Genomic DNA, 21,179 nt, shown 5'->3' with positions numbered 1-21,179 from the left:
CGGGGCTAAACCGGGCGGCGAAACCATCGACCTGAAACACGTTTTGTGTTCCCCGTATGCACGGGGCTAAACCGTTACTGCACATTTCTGCATCAGATATTAAAGAGTGTTCCCCGTATGCACGGGGCTAAACCGAAAAAATTTGTTTAATTAATCCAGCAATAGATGTGTTCCCCGTATGCACGGGGCTAAACCGAAAGTTTCGGGCTCTCCCAGGCTGGCACCAATGTGTTCCCCGTATGCACGGGGCTAAACCGGATTAGCGCAATGATTTTTATTGATATTGAAAGTGTTCCCCGTATGCACGGGGCTAAACCGGTTAAGTGATTATACCTAACCTTTTAAATGAAGTGTTCCCCGTATGCACGGGGCTAAACCGACCACCGAAGCCGCTTTATTTTAAAACCGCGCGTGTTCCCCGTATGCACGGGGCTAAACCGACTCGTTGCCTGAAATTTCGTTAACTGGGGAAGTGTTCCCCGTACGCACGGGGCTAAACCGATACCTGACAGCTCCTACGGCTACCCACTAAAGTGTTCCCCGTACGCACGGGGCTAAACCGCATGTATGTTATTTGGCAGGAACTGGCGGCGGGTGTTCCCCGTATGCACGGGGCTAAACCGATGCCCCACCACACGAACGACGTGAGTACATAGTGTTCCCCGTATGCACGGGGCTAAACCGGCGCATACCAGCGCCATTGTTAAATTTCGCATGTGTTCCCCGTATGCACGGGGCTAAACCGAAATAATATTGACAGTTATATTTAATTAGGCTGTGTTCCCCGTACGCACGGGGCTAAACCGTATCTTACGTTTAAATTGCCTACCGAACCTTAGTGTTCCCCGTACGCACGGGGCTAAACCTGAGTTATTCACGTCTGAATCATGTGCTGTAATTCGTCCATGAAGCAGCATCCTTCACGCATCCATGCGCTCACCTCAGCAGGCTGCGAAACGGTGATGACTCCAGACTTCCTGTCTTTCGCCCTTCGGGTCAGCAGAGCTGTTCAAAAATATTCCAGATATTTTTGTCGGTCCTACTTCGCCCCCGTACGCACGGGGCTAAACCTGAGCTATTCAGTTCTGAATCATGTGCTGTAATTCGTCCGTGAAGCAGCATCCTTCACGCATCCATGCACTCACCTCAGCGGGCTTCAAGACAGTGGTGATTCCAGATTTCCATTCGGGCCAGTGGATCAGTTCACAATATTCCAGATGTTTTTGCCCTTGCCTTTACTCTCGGAATTAAGCTGTCTCGATCGCTGTCTGCTGGTTATTTATCTACATGACCTAAATCACGCTCAGGATCTAATAAGTCTCTTACTCTTCTTTTTAGCACTTTGGCTTCAGGGAAACCATCATCAGCTTTGCGGCACCAAATTAACGTATCATTGTAGTAGATTTCGAATACACCTTTACTGGCTGGTGCAAGTGCAACTTGTTGTAGGTCATCGGAGAAAGTTGAAAGCAACTCTTGTGCAAGCCATGAGGCTCTCAGCATCCACTGGCATAACACGCAATAACGAATAGTGATGATGGGCTTTTGCATAGGATAGATTGTTACAATTTGATAAACGAGTGTTGATTCTAGCACTGGGGTTTATAAAGTGGCTAGATAAGGAGAAAAAAACGGGGGTCACCCCCCGAAATTATCCAGGGAGACCTCAATGTTAAGGTCAGATTTTAGATTACGGGTTATTTACAAACTAACAACCTATTTGTGGCAAGTTGAGTGGTAATGGTGATAACATTTATGAATTCTGTGATCGGTTTGTATATTTAATGAGTTTTTCTCGTAAACTGTTAATCCATTCTTGCCTATATTTAAATTCTGATTGGATTGCCTGACGATGAGATAAAGTCAAATTTGGATGCCAAATTGAAAAAATAAGCACAACTCTGTCCCTATCTCCGCCGTTATGCGCCATATGCAAATATGAATCATCGAAAACAGTTAATTCGTTTTCTTGCCATAGCGTTCGTTCTCCGTTGACCTCCAAGTAACAATTTGGGGGAATATCTATCGCTAAATGTACGGTAAGGCTGTGGTTTGATAAGCCGTAATGAGGGGGGATCGTTTGGCCTTTGGCGAGTTTGGAGAAAAAGACCTCATAAGGTGCGTCAGTTAACCCATAGCATGGCACGCTTTTTAAGGCATTTATTAAAACGGGGAAGTGTGTAGTAACAGATGTATCTTCAAGCCCTTCTTTAAATAAGGAAAGAGCCTGCCACCTATCATTATTAGCAAGAGTGGGGAATGCAGTTTCATATTCCTTGCCCGACAAATAAGGAGCTAAGTGTGAAGCTGCAGAATCAAAATTGTGATAGAACTCATTAATGATCTCAGGAATAGCAGCTTTAAACGCTTGCACCCAGTCAAGTGTCTCAGCTTGCCATATTGGCATTGCGTTGAGCTCTGACACATAAAAAAGGTGGGGAGCCTGAGCTGTTTTAAAAGGTTTGCTACTATATTGAACCCAGCGTGCTGTTTCGATATTTTTTGCGTTGGCTAAATTTCGCTCCATACATCGCCAAGCTTGTTGAAAGCGTTCAAGTGTTTGTGAAGCTGTTGTGCTTGCAAGCTGGAGCTGTTTAAAATTGCCAGTCAACATTTCACAAAGCGCGTAGCAAACTAACGCGATTTCCTCGTTACCTGTATTTTCGAGCAAATGACCAAGATAAAGGTAAATCAAATAGTTGTTGGGTGCTAGCTTCAAGCAGTGGATATAGGCTTGTTCGCTCGCTAAAAAAGCACCTATTTGTTCTAAAATCACCGCGATGCGGTAGCTGAGTTCGGCGTTATCAGGGTGGGTGAGTCGTAGATTGGATAATAGTATTGGCCAGTTACTTTTAGGCTCTGAGTGGAGAATTGGCTGTATTAGAGCGTCAATATTTAGTGGCTGTTTTTCTTCTTTTGTCATTGTGCTCTCGCCTCTGATTCATTTTTTACAATGCCGATATCAAGTGGTAATGTCATTCTGTAGCTATTTTCTGTCGCCGTAAATGGCTGAGTACCATGCCAAAAGTAGGATGGAAAGATAACGATTTGGCCGCGTTTGGGTTTTACGGTTCTAAATGGTTGAAAATCGTAAGGCGGGGCTAGAGGAGGTCTGCCGAATTCGATAACGCCGTTTTCCGTGTCGTCTTCTGGTGTATTAATGTAGAGCACCACACTTATCCAACCAGCGGGATGAATATGGCTCACATGAAAACCTTGTTCGGTTAATTTTACAGACCAGGAGCCAGTTATTTGTCGCTGTGTATTTAAGTGTGCAAGAAAAGGGTGTTCAGGGGTGGCGTTCAACTGTTTGAGAGATTGCTCAATATCATGAAGTAATTGAGCTTTGGTTTTAGTGATTATCTCTATGTCCCGGTTTAACAAGCCGCCAGAAACTTGAGAGCCGTTAACCAAAGTCTGTTCGCTAGGCGCCTGCTTACCTTGGTGCAGTGTGAGTAAGCAAGACTCTAGCTCTGAGATGAACTCTTCGCGGTTTGTGTAGCCATCAGGCGTTTGTAACTCGGTTGTAAGAATAAACTCAGGGTTGCACAATTCACGATGCTTTTTTTCATCGGTAGCTTGATAAACCACGCTTAACCAAGCCAGCGCAAGTTGTGAGTTGGGGTTAGTGTGTAGCACTTTCTCAAGTAGTGCACTTGCGTTGTCAAACTTACCAAGTTGAATGGCAAACTTTGCTTGTTCACACATTCTATCTTGCTCCGCAACAATCTTATTTGCTTTGTCTAGATACTCAAAGGCTATGTCAAAATCACTTTTAGTTGCTGCTAGGCGACCTTGTAAAGTCAACATAACGGCGGATGAATCCGCATAATTAGACTGTAAAATACATTGTTTGCACGCCTCGTATTGACCCGTATTCCAGTATAGCTCAGCAAGGCACTCAATTAATGGTAGTTTGTTATTTGCAGTTTCTAAAGCAGATAAAAGGCTTTTGGCGAAGCGCTGTTGTTGGCCATTTTGCCAGTAGAGTTCATTAAGGCTTTGGTGAATTGTGGTGTTATATGGCGCTCGCTTTAATGCAAGTTGATAAGCCTCTTGGGCTTGTTCAAACTGACCTTTTGCAAAAAAACAGTCACCAAGGTTATACAAAGGTTCATATTGTTCAGGGCTTTGCCTATGAACTAAATGAAAGCATTGAATTGCTTGATCAAATTTAGCTTGTAACTTATAACAAACCCCTAAATTATGGACTGCTCTATATGCAATTGGTGAGTGCTTGGGGACTGATAAGTAAAGTTCAATGGCTTTGTCTAGGTGGCCTTGGGCTTTTTCGATGTCTCCAAGAAGCTTAGTAAATTGGCCTGAACTATCTTTAGTATGTCCTTTCGATGACCATGATGCAGCGGATTCAAAGTGATTCTGTTCAAGATGCAACAGCGCTAAATTTTTAAATACTTCAATATGTTGAGGCTCTACTTCCAAGATTGCTAAATAGAGATCCTCAGCTTGCTTAAAATCCCCTAATTGCCAGTAACACTTTGCTAAGTGACTTTGTATTTCTACTCGTGGTGCAAGGTTGTTTGCTTGTTGTAAAGCTGTTATTGCACTCGACCAATTATTTAGGGCTTTATGGCAAATGCCAGTTAAATATTGTAAGTCTGGGTGCTGTACATGAGTAAAAGGTTGAAGTAACTCTAAGGCACTTTGTTCCCGTTTTTGTTGGATAAGCCTGAAAGCACTTTGAATAGCGTCGTTTATTTCATGCGTTTGCTTCATATTGTTATTTTACTTAAACGTTTACAGGTAAAAGCAGAGCTGTTGATTTTATAATCAGGCCCTGTCTGCGGTATTTATCTTTCTTAATCTTAGTCAAACTATATAAAACAGCGAGTAGAGTTATTGTTATTTTCTCACACTCTTAGCCTTTCCCCATCTATTGATAGTTCTATTTAACAACCAAAATGCTTGGTTGTTAGTTCAACGCTAGCAGGGTTTTAGCTATGCTTCAGTTCGAGGAGTTATGGTTGACTCTTTTAGGTTATGACCTTACGTATTGTCATCAAAAAAACAAAAAAGGGAGCCGAGGCTCCCTATTAATTTAGAATCAGCTGATTAGAAGGTATAAACAGCACTTACAAAGTAGCGAGGACCAATTACGTCGTATAGTTCTGGGAACGTATTAGCTTGTTGTTGAGCATCACCTAGCGGTGTTGGTTCAGTATCTAACACATTCTTAATACCAAACGTTGCTTCAACGTGGTCAGTAAAGTGATAGCTAGCGCTTAGATCAAGATACCACTCAGCTTTAGAAATCGGAGCGATTTCGTTTTCTCCAGTGTCATCATCCACTTCACTCATATAGCGAACTAGCGCTGAAAGTGTCAAATCACCTGAAGTCCATGTAAAGCGGTTGTTACTTTGGAATTCTGGGCGAGGTGTTCCACAGGTATTACCAAACTTACCTTCACAATAATTAGTCTCAGTAAAGCCAACGCTCGGTGTTTCAAAGTACTCATCTAAAATAGTGTTCTTTGAACTAATATTCAGTGTCGAACCATTTCCGCCGATACCAAAGCCAAGTTCGGTCGTCCAGTTGAAATTGATGTCATAACCTTTAGTACCTAATTCCGCAATGTTTGCATTAAGTGCAGTTACAAGGTCTACGTTACCGTCCGGACGGCGGGTGATCGCTTGACAAAACTCAGAGTTAGGATCTTTTAATTGGTTATAACAAATATCAAGAATATTATTTACACCACCACCTAATACATCGATAGCATCATCAATTTGAATGTCGAAATAATCAATTGTAACGTCGAAGTTTTCAGTTGGTGTGATAACAAGACCAAGCGTTATTGCTTCAGAGGTTTCTTCTTTCAGGTCTGGATTACCGCCAAAACTACCTTCTATTTGAGCATTCGCTTGCTCAAATACACCAACCTGAGAAGCTGCAACACCATGCGCTTCACATAAAGCTCGATCCGTTTGACCTTCTACAAAACCAGCCACACTACATGGATCGGTTGCGCTTGGGAAGCCATTTGCTGCACCTTGGAATAGCTCTGAAATATTAGGCGCACGCACTGATTCTTGATAACCAGCACGGAACGATACATACTCGTTCACTTTCCAGTTGACTGTCGTTGCGAAAGAAGAAGCGTTACCAATGTTTGAGTAGTCAGACAGACGACCCGCGAACCATAACGTGATATCTTCTGCAAATGCCGCATCTGTCACTAATGGAATGTCGATTTCCGTGAAGATTTCATCAACACTGTAACTACCAACAGTTGGTTCACCAGCGTTAAAGCCAAGTACATCACCAGATGCTAAGAACTCGTCAGGGCGGAAGCTTGAGTCATCGAAGCGGCTTTCGTAACCGATTACAAAGCCTACTGGCATATCAGCAGAAGGAACAGTAAACGGCAGTTCTCCAGCAAAATCAATGTGGAAAATCTCTTGTTTGATATTCGTTACGTTCGATGCACCAACGTTAATAAAGTCGATAGCTGCTTGTGAAATATTACCTTCACCAAAAATGTTTAGTGGAGCACAACCACCAGAGGTATCCTGACATGCAGTGCCATCGTCGTTAACCAAGATTGCTTGTCTGAAACGTGTTTCAGAAACATCGTTATTTAGTAGGTTTGAGCGATCTAGCTCTGAACGGCTGTAGTAAGCATTGTATGCCCAATCACCAATAAAACCATCAACCCCTACCAGTAATCGCATAGCGTTTCGAGTGTCGACTACTTGGCGAGGGCCATTTTCAACCATACGGCGACCGATGAATGGTAAAACATAATTGCCGTCAGCGTTAAGTGCGCTGATCATATTACCTGTTGGCTCACCATCAGCGTCAAGTTCAGGTACTAACGCATTCATTGCTGCTTGAACATCAGCACCAAAGAATGGGCTATTAGGGTTCACTTCTAAATTGCCCACAAACGCAGGAGTTGGAGCCAATTGCTGTGGTACTTCATTGCGAATGAATGATAACTCGCTATATAAGCGGGTATCATCATTAATGTAATAATGTGCAAAGGAGTTAAGTGTTAATCGCTCTTGTGGCAATTGAAGGTAGTTATCCGGCGCATAGTTAAATGCATCTGCTGATGTGTAAGGTAGGCCTTCACCATTAGGACCAAAACGACCTAATGTAGTGCCGTTAGGCAGTGTTGGGCCAGCAAAAACACGAGTGCCTGGTATACCAGAAGAACCACCTGGGACTAGGCTATTTTCGCCTTCAGTTAATGTTACGCTCGTAAAGTCCCTATCGCCTTGGAAGATGGACTCGCGCTTAGCATAACCTATATACACCGTAGCGTTACCTTTATCATCTGCAAAGTTACCGCCCAGAGTAAGATCGGTGTTGAACTTCTCACCATCACCTTCTTCGGTGATATCATATAGTGCTGAAATTTCTGCACCTTCAAAGTCATCTTTCAGACGGAAGTTTACAACACCCGCTAATGCATCTGAACCGTATACCGCACCTGCACCACCAGTGATAATATCTACACCTTCGATAAGCGAAGCTGGAATTGTGTTAAGGTCGACAACACCTGTTTGCGTTGCTGGTACCCAACGACGGCCGTTTACAAGTACAAGAGTACGCTCATTTCCCAAACCACGTAAGTCAACACGCGCTGTACCATCACCTGGGTTGTTTGAACTAGGGCCAAAAGAAGGCACTGTTAATGGAAGCTCTGCGAGTTTCTGCTCAACGTTTAAATTACCAGACATCGCAAATTCTGCGCCATCTAGTTCAATAACTGGTGTTTTAGCCGTTAAAGCCACACGCTGGATACGAGAACCTGTAATAGAAATTCTTTCTACTTCTTCAGTAGCCCCGTCTGTGGTTTCTTCAGCTGATGCTTGTAGTCCTATACTTCCGCCGATTAGGCATGCAGAAGTGATAAGCATACTTAACTTAGAACGCTTAAATTGTTTCATGATATCCCCTGATTGGTACATTTTATTTGGATACCTTTGATGATGAACATAATTTTTCATCACAAAGGCTTATTAGTATCACTGCGAGGCTATGACGGAAGTTAAGAATAAGCTAGGCGAGATACACAAGAAGATAGAAATGAGTGACGAAAGGAGAGAAAAAAAAGATCAAAATTAATTTGCACATTACATTGTGACAATCTATAACAATAATATGTTAACTATTGTGAAATGAAGAACAAGGTATTAGTATCTCTAAATACCTTATAGTTGTGTTCAAGGTGATAAATGAAAAACGTTACAATCCTTACCCCTTCAAGCGCTGTGAGCTTTGGGGCTGAAATAAGTACAAAGCTAAAAGAGTCACTTATTTGTCCCCGGTTTGTTTACTATGAAACAATTGTTGATATTTTAGAAACTATAGAGCGTGGGGGAATAGACTGTTTGTTAATAGATTCAGAATTGGCCGAGCTGGAGAAGTCACTCTTTTTAACATCAAAGCTATCTGCGGTGTCGATGATCAAAATCAGTAAGAATATAGATACTACAGACCAAACAAACTTGAGTTTTAAAGAGTTAGAGAGAAGAGATACACTACTGGCGAATCTTGTTTATGCAACATATATGATGGCTAATGAGAAAGATCAAACAGAATCACAATCCAATTACATACCAGAGCAACGTTTGATTGTTAAAGACTCAGGGCATATACATGTGATAAAGGTCGAAGACTTGGCATGGGTTGGTGGTGCTGGTAATTATGTAGAACTTCATATGATTAATCGAGAGCGTTCCATTTTGCACAGGGATACCATGTCTTCGATGGAGAAAAGTTTAAAGACGTTTGGCTTTTCTAGGATCCATAAATCATCGTTAGTTAATTTGAACGCAATTAGCGAACTCAAAACAAGAGATAACGGTGACTATGATGTTATTCTCGAAAATGGAGACTCTTTGCATTTATCAAGACGATATAAGCAAAACTTGTCATCATTATTACAGGCCAGTGCTAATTGAGCTATCCGTTAGCGAACGCCTTTGGCAAAATTTACAAATTCACTAAATATTGAATCCTTAATAAGCCTATCGGGCGTAAAAGCGTAGTAGTTTTGGTAAGTGCCTTCAATAACGCCAATTAGGCTTACATCGTAATGGCGATGTAGTTCTGATTTTATTGATAAAGGTGCAGGGAAAATACCAAACTCTTGCTGTCCCAAAGCCTTCATTAAAGCACTGTCGTCAACATGACCTGCAACCTTAACTTCAATACCCTGTTCCTGAAACCAAAACTGAATGGAATTGTTAACTGGGCTATTTTTTGCTGGAAGAATAATAGGTTCGTCCTGCAAAGAATGTGGATAAGCTGGGCGAAGGCGTAGAGCACTTGAAGCTGAACCATAGAAGCCAATTTGACTTTTGCCAATCTCATGGCAGAACACCTTAAACGGTAAGTTACTGTCTAGTGGCTTATCAGCAAGAACAATATCGAGTTTATGCATGGCCATTTGAGCTAGTAGCTCCGATTGTTGCCCGTCAATGCAATGTAGATTAGCGATCTGTTCGTTTTCGATTAACGGCGCGAGCCATTTAGACACCAATGATTTGGGAATGGCATCGGAAATACCAACCTTCAGTGTGCGGTGTATGGCTGAGGACCCATCTTGTGTTGTTTCTAGCCATTCTTTGGCTATCGAAAACATATCGTCCGCATACTGCTTAGTCAAAATGCCGAAGTCAGTTAATCTGAGTCCTCTTCCTTCTCTTACAAATAGAGGCTTTCCTAGTCTTTCCTCAAGACTAGACAACTGAGCACTAATGGTTTGAGGAGTCAGATGCAGTATTTTACTCGCACCTGCAATACTACCTTCATTACTAACTTGCCAAAAATAATACAGGTGATTAAAGTTTATGTTCATATGGTTCGTAAAAAACTTATAGTTAGTTAGATATAATCAGCTTTTATCTTTTTTTGAACATTAGTAGATTTAGACTTACAGCGCAAGTATTAGTTGGCTGACTGTTTAGACTAAGCTGAGCTTTCAGTTATTTGAAGTTTCCAAATTCGCAAAGCGTGTTGCGATAGATTGAGGTAACAATGAAATTGAATCTTGTTGGTGTGCATGAACCTATAACGGTGGCAAGTAAGGTTGCTTTTTCAAAAGCAGTAAATAGTGCATTAAGCTGTTATGCAACTAATATCCGCAAAATAAATGTGCGAGTCGAAAAGCTAGCCGACAGGCGAAAAGGCAAGCTGGCTCAATGTCAGGTAGAGTTGCAATTGCCTGGCTTACCAACTTTGAGAGTTAAAACAAAAGGTAAAACGCTTTTGCAAGCACTAAACAGAGCGTTGAATAATTGCAAACAGATTTTAAAGCAGAAGTATTTCAAACTCAGTTAGCTGAGTGATTCCATTCCCAAGCACTTGTAGCGGCAAGGAAGCCGCACAATTTTTTTAAAGATCTTCGATAAATTACCGATATGTTGGTCAAAGGAAGTCATATTGGTCAAAATTAATGAACGTTAACTTTTTAATTCATTCTCCAACTCAACTAGTCACTAGTCACAAAGAGCAGGAAACAAAAGCTGAAAAGGTGGAAGAGTTAAAACCACTTAGACTATCGGAAGAAGATCTGTCTAAACTGTCTGGGGAAGAAGTCAGAGAGGAACAAGAGGAAGCTGCATTACCTCCACATATTCAGCAAATGGTCGAAAAGCTTAAAGAGTTAAGAGAAAAAATAAAGGAAGAGCAAAAGTTACTCGAAGAGCTAAAAGCAAGTGATCAATACGCTGATGAAATGAAAGCTGAGCTAATTACTCAGAAGCTTGAATATATTTTACGTATGCAAAGTCAAGTCATAGAGTTGACCAAAAATATTCAAGAAGCAATGAAAGAAGCTGGCATTAGCGATCCCGGTGTATTGTTAAAAGCCTTAGCTTAGGAATCCGACCAGTAAGATATTGCCCTGTGCCATATTTGGACGTTGGCAGCATAAATCAATTCGCATATTGGCCGCCGATTTATAAAGCCGCTTTACTTTATTCAGCGGCTTTGTGATTAGCTGCAATGACTTTACTCTCAGGCTTCTTCTTGTTATTCCATCAAGGAAGGCATAAGAAGTAGAGTTTAATGCTGAGTGGCAGGCACTTAGCATCTGCTCTGTTATTAAGTTTTGATGTATTGCTTCATAACCTGCTTGCTCGGTCAACTCTCCCTTCGAAGCAGCTAACACACACACTGCATAAACATCAAATATGCCAATTGCTCGCACTTTTTGGCTGCTTGGATCCTCATACGCGACCATGACGCAAGGGAGGTTGTCCGGGTTATATTCCATTTGGTGGGTTTGATAGAGCCTAAGTTCCGTGTCTATGTGTTTGATCATTAACTTTTCTAACTGTCCGACCTGAGGCAAAGGGACGCCTTTGTGGATGGTGTGAATTTGTCGAGTTTTAGCGTTCTCTTCGGCGGCAACTACCAAAGGCATAATTTTGGTATGAAGATCGTCATCAGCAAATGGTTTAGATAATACAAACTCCGCTCCATGATCTAGCGCAAGCTTTATTTGCTCCCGATCATCAACCGTCGTCACCATGGCCATAGTAACATCAAGTTGCTTTTGCTTTATGGCTTTAACCAGAGCGAGTCCTGAAATATCAGGCATGTGCCAATCAGTCAGTACGATATCTGGATGCCAAGAACCAATAATTTTTAGTGCCTCTTTTGCACTTTGTGCTTTTTTTATCAACAGTTTACGATATCTGAAGCGGACTAAGCCGCGACGAATAATTTCAAGTGTTGCTGCACTGTCATCCACGAGCAATATCTTCACACATTACCACTTTATTGAAAAATATAGATTTATTATAGGCATGATTTTTAACCAATACTAAAATGAAAGTAAGAAATTAACGAGTGCATAATATGTTTTTAGGCAAATTACCAGTCGATGTATTTATCTATATGGCGGTGAATATCGGACTACTGATATTAGCTTTTTGGTTTTATATTCTGTTGTTAATTCTGCGAGAGTTTAGGCTGTTTGCAAAGCAAACCGGTGGAGCCGGGACGTCAAACCCAGATCAGCAGTATTTACTTCAGCATTGTCGCGACGCAATTGATAAAGCGATGAAGTTTGTCGAAGACAATCAACACACCATACAGGATTTGGCTACCTTACAAGTCCATTTAGAGCAGCAGCTATCTGAGATCAAGCGAGCAACGCAGGAGCAGCTATCTCCGGAAGAGCAAGTAAAGATGGATGATCTGAATAGTAAGCTAATTAAATCTCATCGTTTAATAAAGAAACTTCGAGGTGATTTGTCGAAAAGCCTAGATCGACTTAAGCAAACAAGAAGAAAACTATATGATCAATATGAGTCTACGGAGGAATTACAAAAAGAAAATGACACACTAAAGCAGCAGCTAGAAGCTTCTAAATCTATGGGAGGTCCATCCGAGCAAGAAGTAGAGCAATTAGTCGCAACTTTTGAAAAGGAGCGTCAAGACATGTCTAAAACAATTGACGAATATAAAAAGCAAATCGCAGAACAAAGTCAGGCTTTGCAACAATTAATGGTGCAAGAGCAAGAAGTAAAGGATGGTCCGAAGCTTCAAGCTATCCAGAAAGAGCTAGAGCAAACGCGAGATGCGTTAGCGCATTTATCCAAAGAGAAGAAGTTTATAGAAAGTCGCTACTTGGAAGTTGTCAAAAATCAGAATCAATAGTTAACAAAATGTTTTATTTTGTCGTGACATTGTACTTTGCTTTGTGTAAGGTTTATTCACTCACATTACCCGCTTTGCAACTAGTTTTTTGAAATTTACGTTACTTTAAATGAGTAATTAAGACAATCGGCAACGATTTTTATGCTTCCACAAAGCGACGTAGTGTACAAATACCAAACAGTTTATGTTCAACATCATGAAGTGGCACAGTTTCAAAAACTAAGGCAGTGGTAAAAGGATTATTTCATGGCCTATATTCCAGATACGAGCGCTCAAGACTCGGTGGTTGAAAGACCAAAAAAAAACAAGTTGGTGATTTTAGCAATAGGCATTGTTGCTCTCATTTCTATCTACTTTATGTTACCCATAGCCACTCAATGGCTTAGCGGTCAAACCGCTGTTTCCAGTGATAAGATTCATGTTTCATCGGTGAAGCGCGGTGATTTCGTTCGTGATATATCTGTTCAAGGAAAAGTCGTTGCTGCAAGACGTCCCACCATTTACAGTCCGGCTCAAGGTACCGTTACCTATCTAGTTGAATCCGGTGACAGTGTTGTTGAGGGACAGGCGCTTGCTGTTTTAGATAGCCCTGAACTAAAAAGTGAATTTGCACAACACCAAGCTGAGCTAAGTCGGTTAGAAACAGAGCTTCAGCGACAAATTATTCAAGCTAAAAAGCAAGATTTAGCCCAAGAAAACTATTTGGGTAAAGCAACGGTGGTGTTAAATGCGGCAAAGCGTGAAATGCGCCGCTCTGAAAATGGACTGCAAACACAGGTGGTTAGCGATATTGACTATCAAAAAGCGAAAGATGACCTTGAAAATGCAGAACGAGAATATCGCTTAGCAATCAAAGAGGTTGAGTTACTAAAAGAAAGTCAAAAATTTGAGATCCGCACTAAAGAACTTGAATTTGAAGCGCAAAAGGTGAAGGTTGCTGAGCTTGAAAGACAGGTGGATGCTTTAAAAATAGCCTCACCAGTCAGTGGATTAGTTGGTAACTTAGCGGTAGAGCAGAAAAATACCGTAGCAAAAAATCAACCGTTGTTAAGTGTAGTTGATCTCTCTAAATATGAGATAGAAGTGCAAATACCAGAAAGTTACTCAGATGATTTAGCCCTAGGAATGTTAGCTGAGGTGAACCTCAATGGTGATGTTTACACTGGTGAAATAGTTGCTATCTCCCCTGAAATTGAAAATGGTCGTGTTGCAGGGAAAATTCGATTTAAAGATGAGTCAATCCAGGGGCTAAGACAAAACCAGAGATTAACTAGCCGGATTGTAATTGAGCAAAAACAAAATATCGCCTATCTACCGCATGGGCAATATCTAGATGCTTACAATGGACAGTTTGCATACGTAGTCAAAGAAGGCTCGGCAATAAAAACACCAATACAAATCGGGCTAAGAAGTATTGGACAAGTAGAAGTACTATCGGGGTTAAATGTTGGCGATCAGGTTATTACCTCTGACGCACGAATTTTTAAAGACGCTCCCAGTGTGAAAATCATTAAATAAGGAGTAGCAATATGCTATCCATGCGCCATCTATCAAAAGCGTATTATACAGATACAATAAAAACTCAAGCCTTGCAGCCATTTGATTTAAGCATAGAGCAGGGAGAGTTTGTTGCTGTGATTGGACCTTCAGGTTCAGGAAAGACAACTTTTTTAAACATTACCGGGCTGCTAGAGAATTTCTGTGATGGTAGTTACGAATTGGATGGCGTCAATGTTGAGAAGTTAAGCGATAAAGCTAAATCTAAACTACGCAATGAAAAAATAGGTTTTATCTTTCAAAGCTTTAACTTAATTCCTGAGCTGAATATTTACGATAACGTGGACATGCCACTACGTTATCGTAAATTATCTACAAAAGAACGTCATCAGCGGATCATGGATGCACTGGATAAAGTAGGGCTAGGGTCTCGTAAAAATCACTACCCGTCGCAGCTTTCTGGTGGTCAACAACAACGAGTCGCAATTGCTCGTGCTATTGCGGGCAAACCCTCATTTCTACTTGCCGATGAACCTACGGGTAACCTAGACAGTAAAATGGCTGACGGTATTATGGAACTACTCAAAGAGATCAATGCGCAAGGCACGAGCGTTGTGATGGTAACGCATGATCCACAACAAGCAGCAAAAGCACAGCGTGTTATAGAGATCCGTGACGGCGTGATAATTGAGCGGAGCCAATGTAATAAGGCGATAGCTTAGGGATAAATTATGTTCAGTTATTACCTTAAATTAGCGCTCATCTCACTGCGGAAAACGCCGTTTTTATCATTTTTAATGATAGCAACTATCGCAATAGGTATTGGCGCTGCAATGACCACCTATACAGTTAGCTATTTGCTGGAAAAAGACCCTATTCCATCAAAAAGTGACAAGTTATTTAATGTTCGTCTAAATAGTTATGGGCCGGATAAGCCTTTCAATATCTCTCAGGGCAAGGAAGTGCCGCCTTATATCCTAACTTACCAAGATGCAATCAATTTGCAAAATGCCAAGCGAGGCGTACAACAAACACCCTTAGGAAACTTCAAGATGATGACCCGCTCTACGGAGCAACCTATTACTGATGCAAAAATGACGTCAATTAGAACCGCTTATAGAGATATGTTTAGTATGTTCGAGGTACCATTTAAATTTGGTGGTGCTTGGGATGAATCAGCGGATAAAGACGGTCTAGAAGTGGCAGTAATAAGTAGCGATTTAAACGATGAGTTGTTTAACGGAGAAAACTCAATCGGTAAATTGTTACTGATAGGTGATCTGCAATATCGCGTTGTGGGAGTGACTGATGACTGGTATCCAGTCCCTAAGTTCTTTGACTATAGGACGCGAGCGTTCAATAAGCCAAGAGATATCATCATTCCATTTCAGGCTCAGATAAATAATCAACACTGGACTAGTTCGGATATCTCTTTTCAATGTTGGAAGGATCCTGAGGACGAATCTTTTACCGCAGTTTTAGCCTCTGAATGCGTTTGGGTCTCATACTGGGTTGAATTGAGCTCGGCAGCAGAGCGCGATAGTTACATGGACTTCTTGGTCAATTATTCAATGGAGCAAAGACAGTATGGTCGCTTTTTACGGGAGCCATTTCATCGTCTTTTTGACGTGAAGGAGCAATTAGTAGAAAGAAAGATTATAAAAGACGATGGTAATGTAGCTGTATGGCTGGCCTTTGCATTTCTTATCGTGTGTTTGCTTAACTGTATGGCCATGATGGTGGCAAAGTTCCATAGCAAAGCCGGTGAAGTTGGGCTCCGCAGAGCGGTTGGTGCTTCTAAGCAAGATATTTTTGCTCAATTTACCGTTGAAACCTGCATTATCGGGTTGCTTGGTGGGATACTTGGATTGGTGTTGGCTCAAATTGGGCTGAGTGTGACAGCTCAGCTTTATAGTCACCTATATGCTGAGATGTTAGAGATGACGTACAGTATTGTAATGATGACGATTGTATTGGCTGTAGTCAGTGCGGTTATTTTTGGTTTACTACCGACTTTACATGCGGCAAAAGTGCAGCCATCTAGTCAGCTGAAAAGTCTGTAGGAGCATAACAATGAGAGATTTATTGCCGATTTTAAAAATCTTGAACAACAACAAAGCATCTCCATTACTGCTCGCAGTACAGATTGCACTAACATTTACGATTTTGGTTAATGCGATTTATATGATGGTGCTAAAAGAGCAAGAGTTAGTGCAACCAACAGGGCTCACAGAGCAGCAACTGTTCAGCTTCAGCACGAACCTTGAAGGTACTGATGACGAAAAGAATGCGGCACTTGATACCGACCTTGCGGATATCCGAGCTCTAGCTAGCGTTGAAAGTGCAAGCACAATTACCAGCATGCCGCTAACCAATTGGGGACGCTCTCTCTATGTTGGTTTAACACCCGATGAAAAAGAAAGGATTATTCACGCTGGTTATTATGGCGCTGATGAAACGATTGTCGATACGCTTGGGTTGCGCGTAGTAGCTGGAAGAAACTTTCAACATAACGACGTGATTCACAGATACTATGACGGTCATTCAGAGTCTGCAAGTGTTTTAATTTCCCAAGATTTAGCGGGTAAGATCCGGCCTAACGATTGGCGCAGTGTCGTTGGAGAGACCATTTATGTTCAGTCAGTACCGCAGAAGGTTGTGGGTATCGTTGAAACCATGAAGTCTCCTTGGCGATTTTGGTATGCCTACGATATGACGGTGATCGGATCTGTTAGAGAGCATTATATCGAAACCATCATTGTAGTCAGATCGAAACCAAATCAGCGAGACGCTGCAATGGCAGAAGTTCAGGCGTTATTGCTTAACAAGCCTGGCCGTCAAGTGGATGCATTTAAATCATTTGAGGAAATAAAGACGGAGAATTTGCAAGCTGATTACGCGGTGAGCCAAACACTGAAGGCTGTGATTGGGGCATTGGCATGTGTGACTATGCTGGGTATATTTGGTCAGGCCAGATACACCGTCTATAAGCGCAGAAAGCATATAGGTACTCGTCGTGCACTGGGGGCGACTCAGGCTGATATTCTACGTTACTTTATGATTGAAAATGCAGTGGTGTCACTATTTGGTATTGTACTTGGGGTGATTATCGCAGTTGTTGTGAATGTTTACTTAGTCAACTATTTTGGTCTTACCAGCGTACCTGGTGATTATTTGATTGCAGGTGCTGTACTGATGCTAATTGCTGGTCAGTTGGCGGTTATTTACCCCGCTCTGATTGCTGCTAAAGTGCCACCAGCTATCGCAACTCGCACTGCATAGCTACTATTTCAAGCCTTCAGTTACTTTGCTAAAATGGTGGCTGGAGGCTTGAAATTATTATGCTTAAAATCTCAAATAACGTCACACTAGCTGAGTGGGAAATCGATATTTCCGCAATTCGCGCGCAGGGTGCGGGTGGACAAAACGTCAATAAAGTCTCCAGCGCTATCCATCTTAGGTTTGATATTAATCGCTCAACACTGCCCGATTTTTACAAGACACGCCTGCTTGCACTTAAAGACTCAAGAGTGACAAAAGAGGGGGTAATTGTGCTCAAAGCACAAAGCTTCCGTACCCAAGAGCAAAATAAAGAAGATGCCTTGGAGCGGCTAAAAACACTGATCCTAGCGGCCACCAAAGTTGAAAAAGCACGCAGAGCAACCAAACCAACAAAAAGCTCGCAAAAAAAGCGCTTGAATCAAAAGACGAAACGTGGCCAAACCAAATCACTAAGGGGCTCGGTTAATTGGTAATGAGCTTAGCCGTTGATAACTTTGTATCCTGTATTCGCCCACCTGAACTGTGAATATAAAGTTTATTCGATTCAAAACCGGCATTAATAAGGAGTTGATCGGATATATGAATTTAGTTCACCTGATCTTAGGATAATTAACGTCTTTCTCGCTGCTATTTTTAATCGCAATTTAGCCATGTTAGTTGGTCATGCAAGGTCTAAATCTGCTTAGTCGACTTTCCTGCAAAATAAGTTTCTTTTAGCCGGGTAATGACCTCAGTGCTTACCCAATAAATGTTTGATACATCACCGGGTTCATTATATCTGCCGAAAAACAGATATTTACCATCAGGTGTAATTCTTGGGACGGTTTCTGAATAAGGGGTATTGACCCCTTCACCTAAATTTATAGGACGAGACCAAGTGCCATCCTGCTCCTTAAAATAGACATATAGGTCGTTATCTTTTCGACTTTTATCGCCTCTGTGACGACTATTAACCAATAGGTAATCGTTAGCGGGCGAAATAAAACCATGAAATCCAAACTCAATATCAATGGCTTTGGGAGTCGTAAGCGCGCCGTTTTTATTTTCTGCGGTATACATTTTGCGTTCTGACATATTGGAAAAAACAGTGTCGCCATTCGCGCTTTGGTTGAAGTCTGAAAACTTACCCGTATTTATTGCCGAATCGAACCTTTTAGCCTCACTCCAGCCATCTTTGCTACGGGTAACGTACCAAATTCCGGACGCTTTGGGGTCATCTGAACGCGCGGTAAAGTAAATCCGATTGCCGTTCAAACTTACATGGGGTACCAGTTCATAACTCATTCTTCCACGAGTAAAATTTGCGGCTTGAGGTTGAGTCCACTGTGCATTTTCTATTTTTGAATACATGATCCGTGGGCTTGAATCGACATTTTCTTGCTCTTCGAAGGCGGTAAAATACACCTCTGTAAGGTCGGGAGAGAACGACACGCCGAATTCATAACGACCGTTAATCGAGATGATATCGGGGGCAAAAAGCTGCGCGGTTAACCCCGGAGGTGTCTGGCCGAGCCAAGGTCCTTTTAGCCTAGGAAAGGCTTCGTTAGCATGGGCATGATTGGTGAGCATGGCGGCTGCAAAAAGTAAGGGGGTGGCGGGTTTTATCATATTCATCCTGTTCTCCTTCGGCGCTTGATAAACCTGCTTAAAGTTGCTGGTATTATACCAATTGAATTAATTCTCTAATCAATTTGAAGGGTGAAATAGCATATTAGCTTCGTTAAAAATTTCTCATTTAGAACAACTAAATAGCAAAATTTTTGCCTTGCCTATATGGATATAGGTACCTTAGCGGTAGCAGGACGCGAGAGCGGTGCTACTAAGCGATTTCCCCGCTTCAAGATAGATCATTTACTTAATACAACTGGTATTAGCGCTTCACATTATTATTTTTAACAGAAAGCAGTGTATCAGCAAAGAGGGGGAAACCGTGTGTAAAGTAATGTAAAACAATGACTAATTAGTTCTCAACTTTCATTGTGAATGTTGCTACACAGCGGTTATCATTACCAGTATTAAATACAGCTATATCCATGCTCAATTTTCGATGGCTTTAGCTGTATTTGTCGTTAGGATGTCGTCTTTTTAACCACAAACACTAGCTCGGTGTTAGCGCACTAGACTTTTTGCCAAGTTTTCAATCAGTAAAAATTGCTTGGCGATATCTTCAGCCCAGCTGGGATCGTATTCCTTTGCCAATTTTTTTGGGCTGAATAAGTTGGCTCCATAGTCAAGAGAGATCAGTATATCGCTACCCTCTATAAACATTTGGGCTTTTACTTCGGGGATTTTTAACCCTTTTGGTAGGTTACCAGATGAGAAGAACGTTTTGACTTGCGACAATTTCGCCATATATTCTGGCGTGAGTACTTCGCGGCAAGTTTCTTCGTCTTTTGCATAGACTTGATACTCTTTTTCAAAGTCTTCTTTTTCAAATTTAACTCGCTGTAATCCTTTTAGAGATTGACGTCGACTTATCAGCATGTTCCAAAGTCCCGCATCTTGTAATACCACGATTGGAGTATCTACAGGTTCAGGCATACTCAATTTTATAACTGCACCATTAAACAAACGTTTACTGTCATTGTTCTGATGAAGCGTGCGTACATGCACTTCAGTAAAGTAAAAATGAATGCCATTTACTTTGCCGTTAAATCCATCCTCAGCTACAGCTCGTCCTCCTTTGGTTAATATACCTGCGCTGATAGCTTCCTCGCAGATAAGTAAATTACCGCCGACTGAATATTCTAAGTTAAGCGCCGAAGCAATTGGCGCCACCATATAAGCTCTAGTTAACACCCCCTTAGTGAAAGACTTAAGAGAGCGTTTTAACAAAAAGTAGATAGGAATTATTGAGATTAGGAGAAAAGGCGCAAGAAATAGTAAGGGGATTGCAATACCAATCGCCCACCATTTATAGCGTTTAAACGACTTCTCCTTGTTGTCGAGTTCTGTATCAAAGCCAGAGTTTGTTTTGTCTAAATTGTAATAGGCCTCTTTTAACTGCATCTCAACGCCAGCTAGACGCTGATCAATATGATGGAGAGACCTTTGCTCTAATAATGGCATAAACTTTCCTTGTAAGTCGCAATGGTAATGGAGAAAAATTGTACCTTGTAATAAATTATAAAGTAAGAGGTATAGAGTAGGGAATATTATAAAAGGCGAATACAGCTTTCTGCGTGACGCCTTTTGCTAATTTAGGGAATTGTTTACTCTTGAATCGCGTACTTAATATTAGCCTTGAATGCTTCTGCTTCGAGTGGTGCATTTTCGTATCCGTACTTTTGCATATCCGAGATGTGTTGGCGAAGTACATCTGCAAAATTAGCGCGTTCGATTTGCAGGACGTGAACCAGTTCGTGCGCAAGTTTTGGCCTATTTAACTCAAATCCATGGCGAACGTAAATTGAGTACCCGAATACCTGAGCGTTGTTTACTATTCCTTCGCCAATAAAGCCCAGAGACTCACCCATTGCCTTTAGTGCTTTGTTTTCAATAGGAAATGGAACAGTATCAAGATAAATGATGCGAACTTTTTCTGGGTGCTTAATCCCGATTTCTTTTGCCAATGCAATGCCATTGGCGTCAAGCGGTATACCTACCTCTCTACCTTGCGACTCAATTTGTTGAGCCCAAGAAATGTATTCTCCCAGTAATGTCTGCATATCCATGGGGGGTTCTTTTGCTAACGTGATGGTGCTAAGCAAGATGGTCGTGCTCAAGCATAAAGACTTTATAGTCATTTTTTAATACC

The 21,179-nt window shown here is 41.6% G+C and carries 18 protein-coding genes and 1 CRISPR repeat array (1 of these 19 running past the window's edge); of the genes, 9 read left to right on the top strand and 9 right to left on the bottom strand.

All coding sequences use genetic code 11. The annotated features are described in order from the left end of the window. Window positions 1-867: a CRISPR direct-repeat array (repeat unit 29 nt; unit sequence GTGTTCCCCGTATGCACGGGGCTAAACCG) (it extends 749 nt beyond the left edge of the window). A 408-nt stretch (window positions 868-1,275) separates the two neighbouring features. The 4 genes from L1D50_RS09315 to L1D50_RS09300 form a co-directional block, all read right to left on the bottom strand. Continuing rightward, complete coding sequence (locus L1D50_RS09315) at window positions 1,276-1,551, bottom strand: SelT/SelW/SelH family protein (RefSeq protein ID WP_128726132.1); 276 nt, start codon at window positions 1,549-1,551, stop codon at window positions 1,276-1,278. 202 nt (window positions 1,552-1,753) lie between these two features. After that, the gene (locus L1D50_RS09310; protein ID WP_128726131.1) at window positions 1,754-2,923 is read right to left on the bottom strand and encodes an aspartyl/asparaginyl beta-hydroxylase domain-containing protein; all 1,170 of its coding nucleotides are present in this window, start codon (window positions 2,921-2,923) and stop codon (window positions 1,754-1,756) included. After that, entirely contained in the window at window positions 2,920-4,737 is a 1,818-nt protein-coding gene (locus tag L1D50_RS09305) for a tetratricopeptide repeat protein (protein WP_239965938.1), read from the bottom strand. Before L1D50_RS09305 ends, L1D50_RS09310 begins: the two co-directional genes overlap by 4 nt. A 336-nt stretch (window positions 4,738-5,073) precedes the next feature. Further along, on the bottom strand, window positions 5,074-7,917 hold the full coding sequence (locus L1D50_RS09300; RefSeq protein WP_239965937.1) for a TonB-dependent receptor: 2,844 nt from the start codon (window positions 7,915-7,917) through the stop codon (window positions 5,074-5,076). Between the two features lie 288 nt (window positions 7,918-8,205). Between L1D50_RS09300 and L1D50_RS09295 the strand changes: the two genes are divergently transcribed. After that, window positions 8,206-8,934, top strand: a complete 729-nt coding sequence (locus tag L1D50_RS09295; protein WP_128726128.1) for a LytTR family DNA-binding domain-containing protein — start codon at window positions 8,206-8,208, stop codon at window positions 8,932-8,934. Between the two features lie 8 nt (window positions 8,935-8,942). On the opposite strand, the gene nhaR is transcribed toward L1D50_RS09295, so the two are convergent. Next, a complete protein-coding gene (gene nhaR / locus L1D50_RS09290) occupies window positions 8,943-9,833 on the bottom strand; it encodes a transcriptional activator NhaR (RefSeq protein WP_128726127.1) in 891 nt (296 codons plus the stop codon). Window positions 9,834-10,012: 179 nt separating this feature from the next. On the opposite strand from nhaR, the gene L1D50_RS09285 reads away from it, so the two are divergent. Continuing rightward, complete coding sequence (locus L1D50_RS09285; RefSeq protein ID WP_128726126.1) at window positions 10,013-10,315, top strand: hypothetical protein; 303 nt, start codon at window positions 10,013-10,015, stop codon at window positions 10,313-10,315. Window positions 10,316-10,430: 115 nt separating this feature from the next. Next, window positions 10,431-10,856 carry a hypothetical protein gene (locus L1D50_RS09280; RefSeq protein WP_128726125.1) on the top strand — a complete coding sequence of 142 codons (426 nt, stop codon included), beginning with the start codon at window positions 10,431-10,433 and terminating at the stop codon, window positions 10,854-10,856. Here L1D50_RS09280 and L1D50_RS09275 read toward each other — a convergent pair. Continuing rightward, window positions 10,848-11,747 carry a response regulator gene (locus L1D50_RS09275; RefSeq protein WP_128726124.1) on the bottom strand — a complete coding sequence of 300 codons (900 nt, stop codon included), beginning with the start codon at window positions 11,745-11,747 and terminating at the stop codon, window positions 10,848-10,850. The genes L1D50_RS09280 and L1D50_RS09275 overlap by 9 nt on opposite strands. Before the next feature lie 92 nt (window positions 11,748-11,839). Between L1D50_RS09275 and L1D50_RS09270 the strand changes: the two genes are divergently transcribed. The 6 genes from L1D50_RS09270 to arfB all read left to right on the top strand — a co-directional run bounded on the left by L1D50_RS09270 (window position 11,840) and on the right by arfB (window position 17,895). Next, window positions 11,840-12,643, top strand: coding sequence for a chromosome partitioning protein ParA (locus L1D50_RS09270; RefSeq protein WP_239965936.1), 804 nt, complete (start codon window positions 11,840-11,842; stop codon window positions 12,641-12,643). Window positions 12,644-12,889: 246 nt separating this feature from the next. Beyond that, a complete protein-coding gene (locus L1D50_RS09265; protein ID WP_239965935.1) occupies window positions 12,890-14,161 on the top strand; it encodes an efflux RND transporter periplasmic adaptor subunit in 1,272 nt (423 codons plus the stop codon). Window positions 14,162-14,172: 11 nt separating this feature from the next. Continuing rightward, window positions 14,173-14,862 carry an ABC transporter ATP-binding protein gene (locus tag L1D50_RS09260; protein WP_138523787.1) on the top strand — a complete coding sequence of 230 codons (690 nt, stop codon included), beginning with the start codon at window positions 14,173-14,175 and terminating at the stop codon, window positions 14,860-14,862. A 9-nt stretch (window positions 14,863-14,871) separates the two neighbouring features. Further along, window positions 14,872-16,203 (top strand): FtsX-like permease family protein, encoded by a 1,332-nt coding sequence (locus L1D50_RS09255; RefSeq protein ID WP_138523789.1) that lies wholly within the window; start codon window positions 14,872-14,874, stop codon window positions 16,201-16,203. Between the two features lie 10 nt (window positions 16,204-16,213). After that, a complete protein-coding gene (locus tag L1D50_RS09250; protein WP_128726119.1) occupies window positions 16,214-17,422 on the top strand; it encodes an FtsX-like permease family protein in 1,209 nt (402 codons plus the stop codon). Window positions 17,423-17,481: 59 nt separating this feature from the next. Beyond that, the gene (gene arfB / locus L1D50_RS09245; RefSeq protein ID WP_128726118.1) at window positions 17,482-17,895 is read left to right on the top strand and encodes an alternative ribosome rescue aminoacyl-tRNA hydrolase ArfB; all 414 of its coding nucleotides are present in this window, start codon (window positions 17,482-17,484) and stop codon (window positions 17,893-17,895) included. Window positions 17,896-18,094: 199 nt separating this feature from the next. Here the strand turns inward: arfB and L1D50_RS09240 are convergent, their stop codons facing one another. The 3 genes from L1D50_RS09240 to L1D50_RS09230 form a co-directional block, all read right to left on the bottom strand. Next, on the bottom strand, window positions 18,095-19,036 hold the full coding sequence (locus L1D50_RS09240; protein WP_128726117.1) for a PD40 domain-containing protein: 942 nt from the start codon (window positions 19,034-19,036) through the stop codon (window positions 18,095-18,097). A gap of 495 nt (window positions 19,037-19,531) precedes the next feature. After that, entirely contained in the window at window positions 19,532-20,491 is a 960-nt protein-coding gene (locus tag L1D50_RS09235) for a DUF3137 domain-containing protein (RefSeq protein ID WP_128726116.1), read from the bottom strand. A gap of 143 nt (window positions 20,492-20,634) precedes the next feature. After that, window positions 20,635-21,096, bottom strand: a complete 462-nt coding sequence (locus tag L1D50_RS09230; protein ID WP_239965934.1) for a hypothetical protein — start codon at window positions 21,094-21,096, stop codon at window positions 20,635-20,637. Window positions 21,097-21,179: the final 83 nt, after the last annotated feature.

This window comes from Pseudoalteromonas sp. Isolate6 (assembly GCF_022398435.1).
GTDB lineage: Bacteria > Pseudomonadota > Gammaproteobacteria > Enterobacterales > Alteromonadaceae > Pseudoalteromonas > Pseudoalteromonas galatheae.
This window is presented reverse-complemented; position numbering and strand designations above follow the sequence as displayed.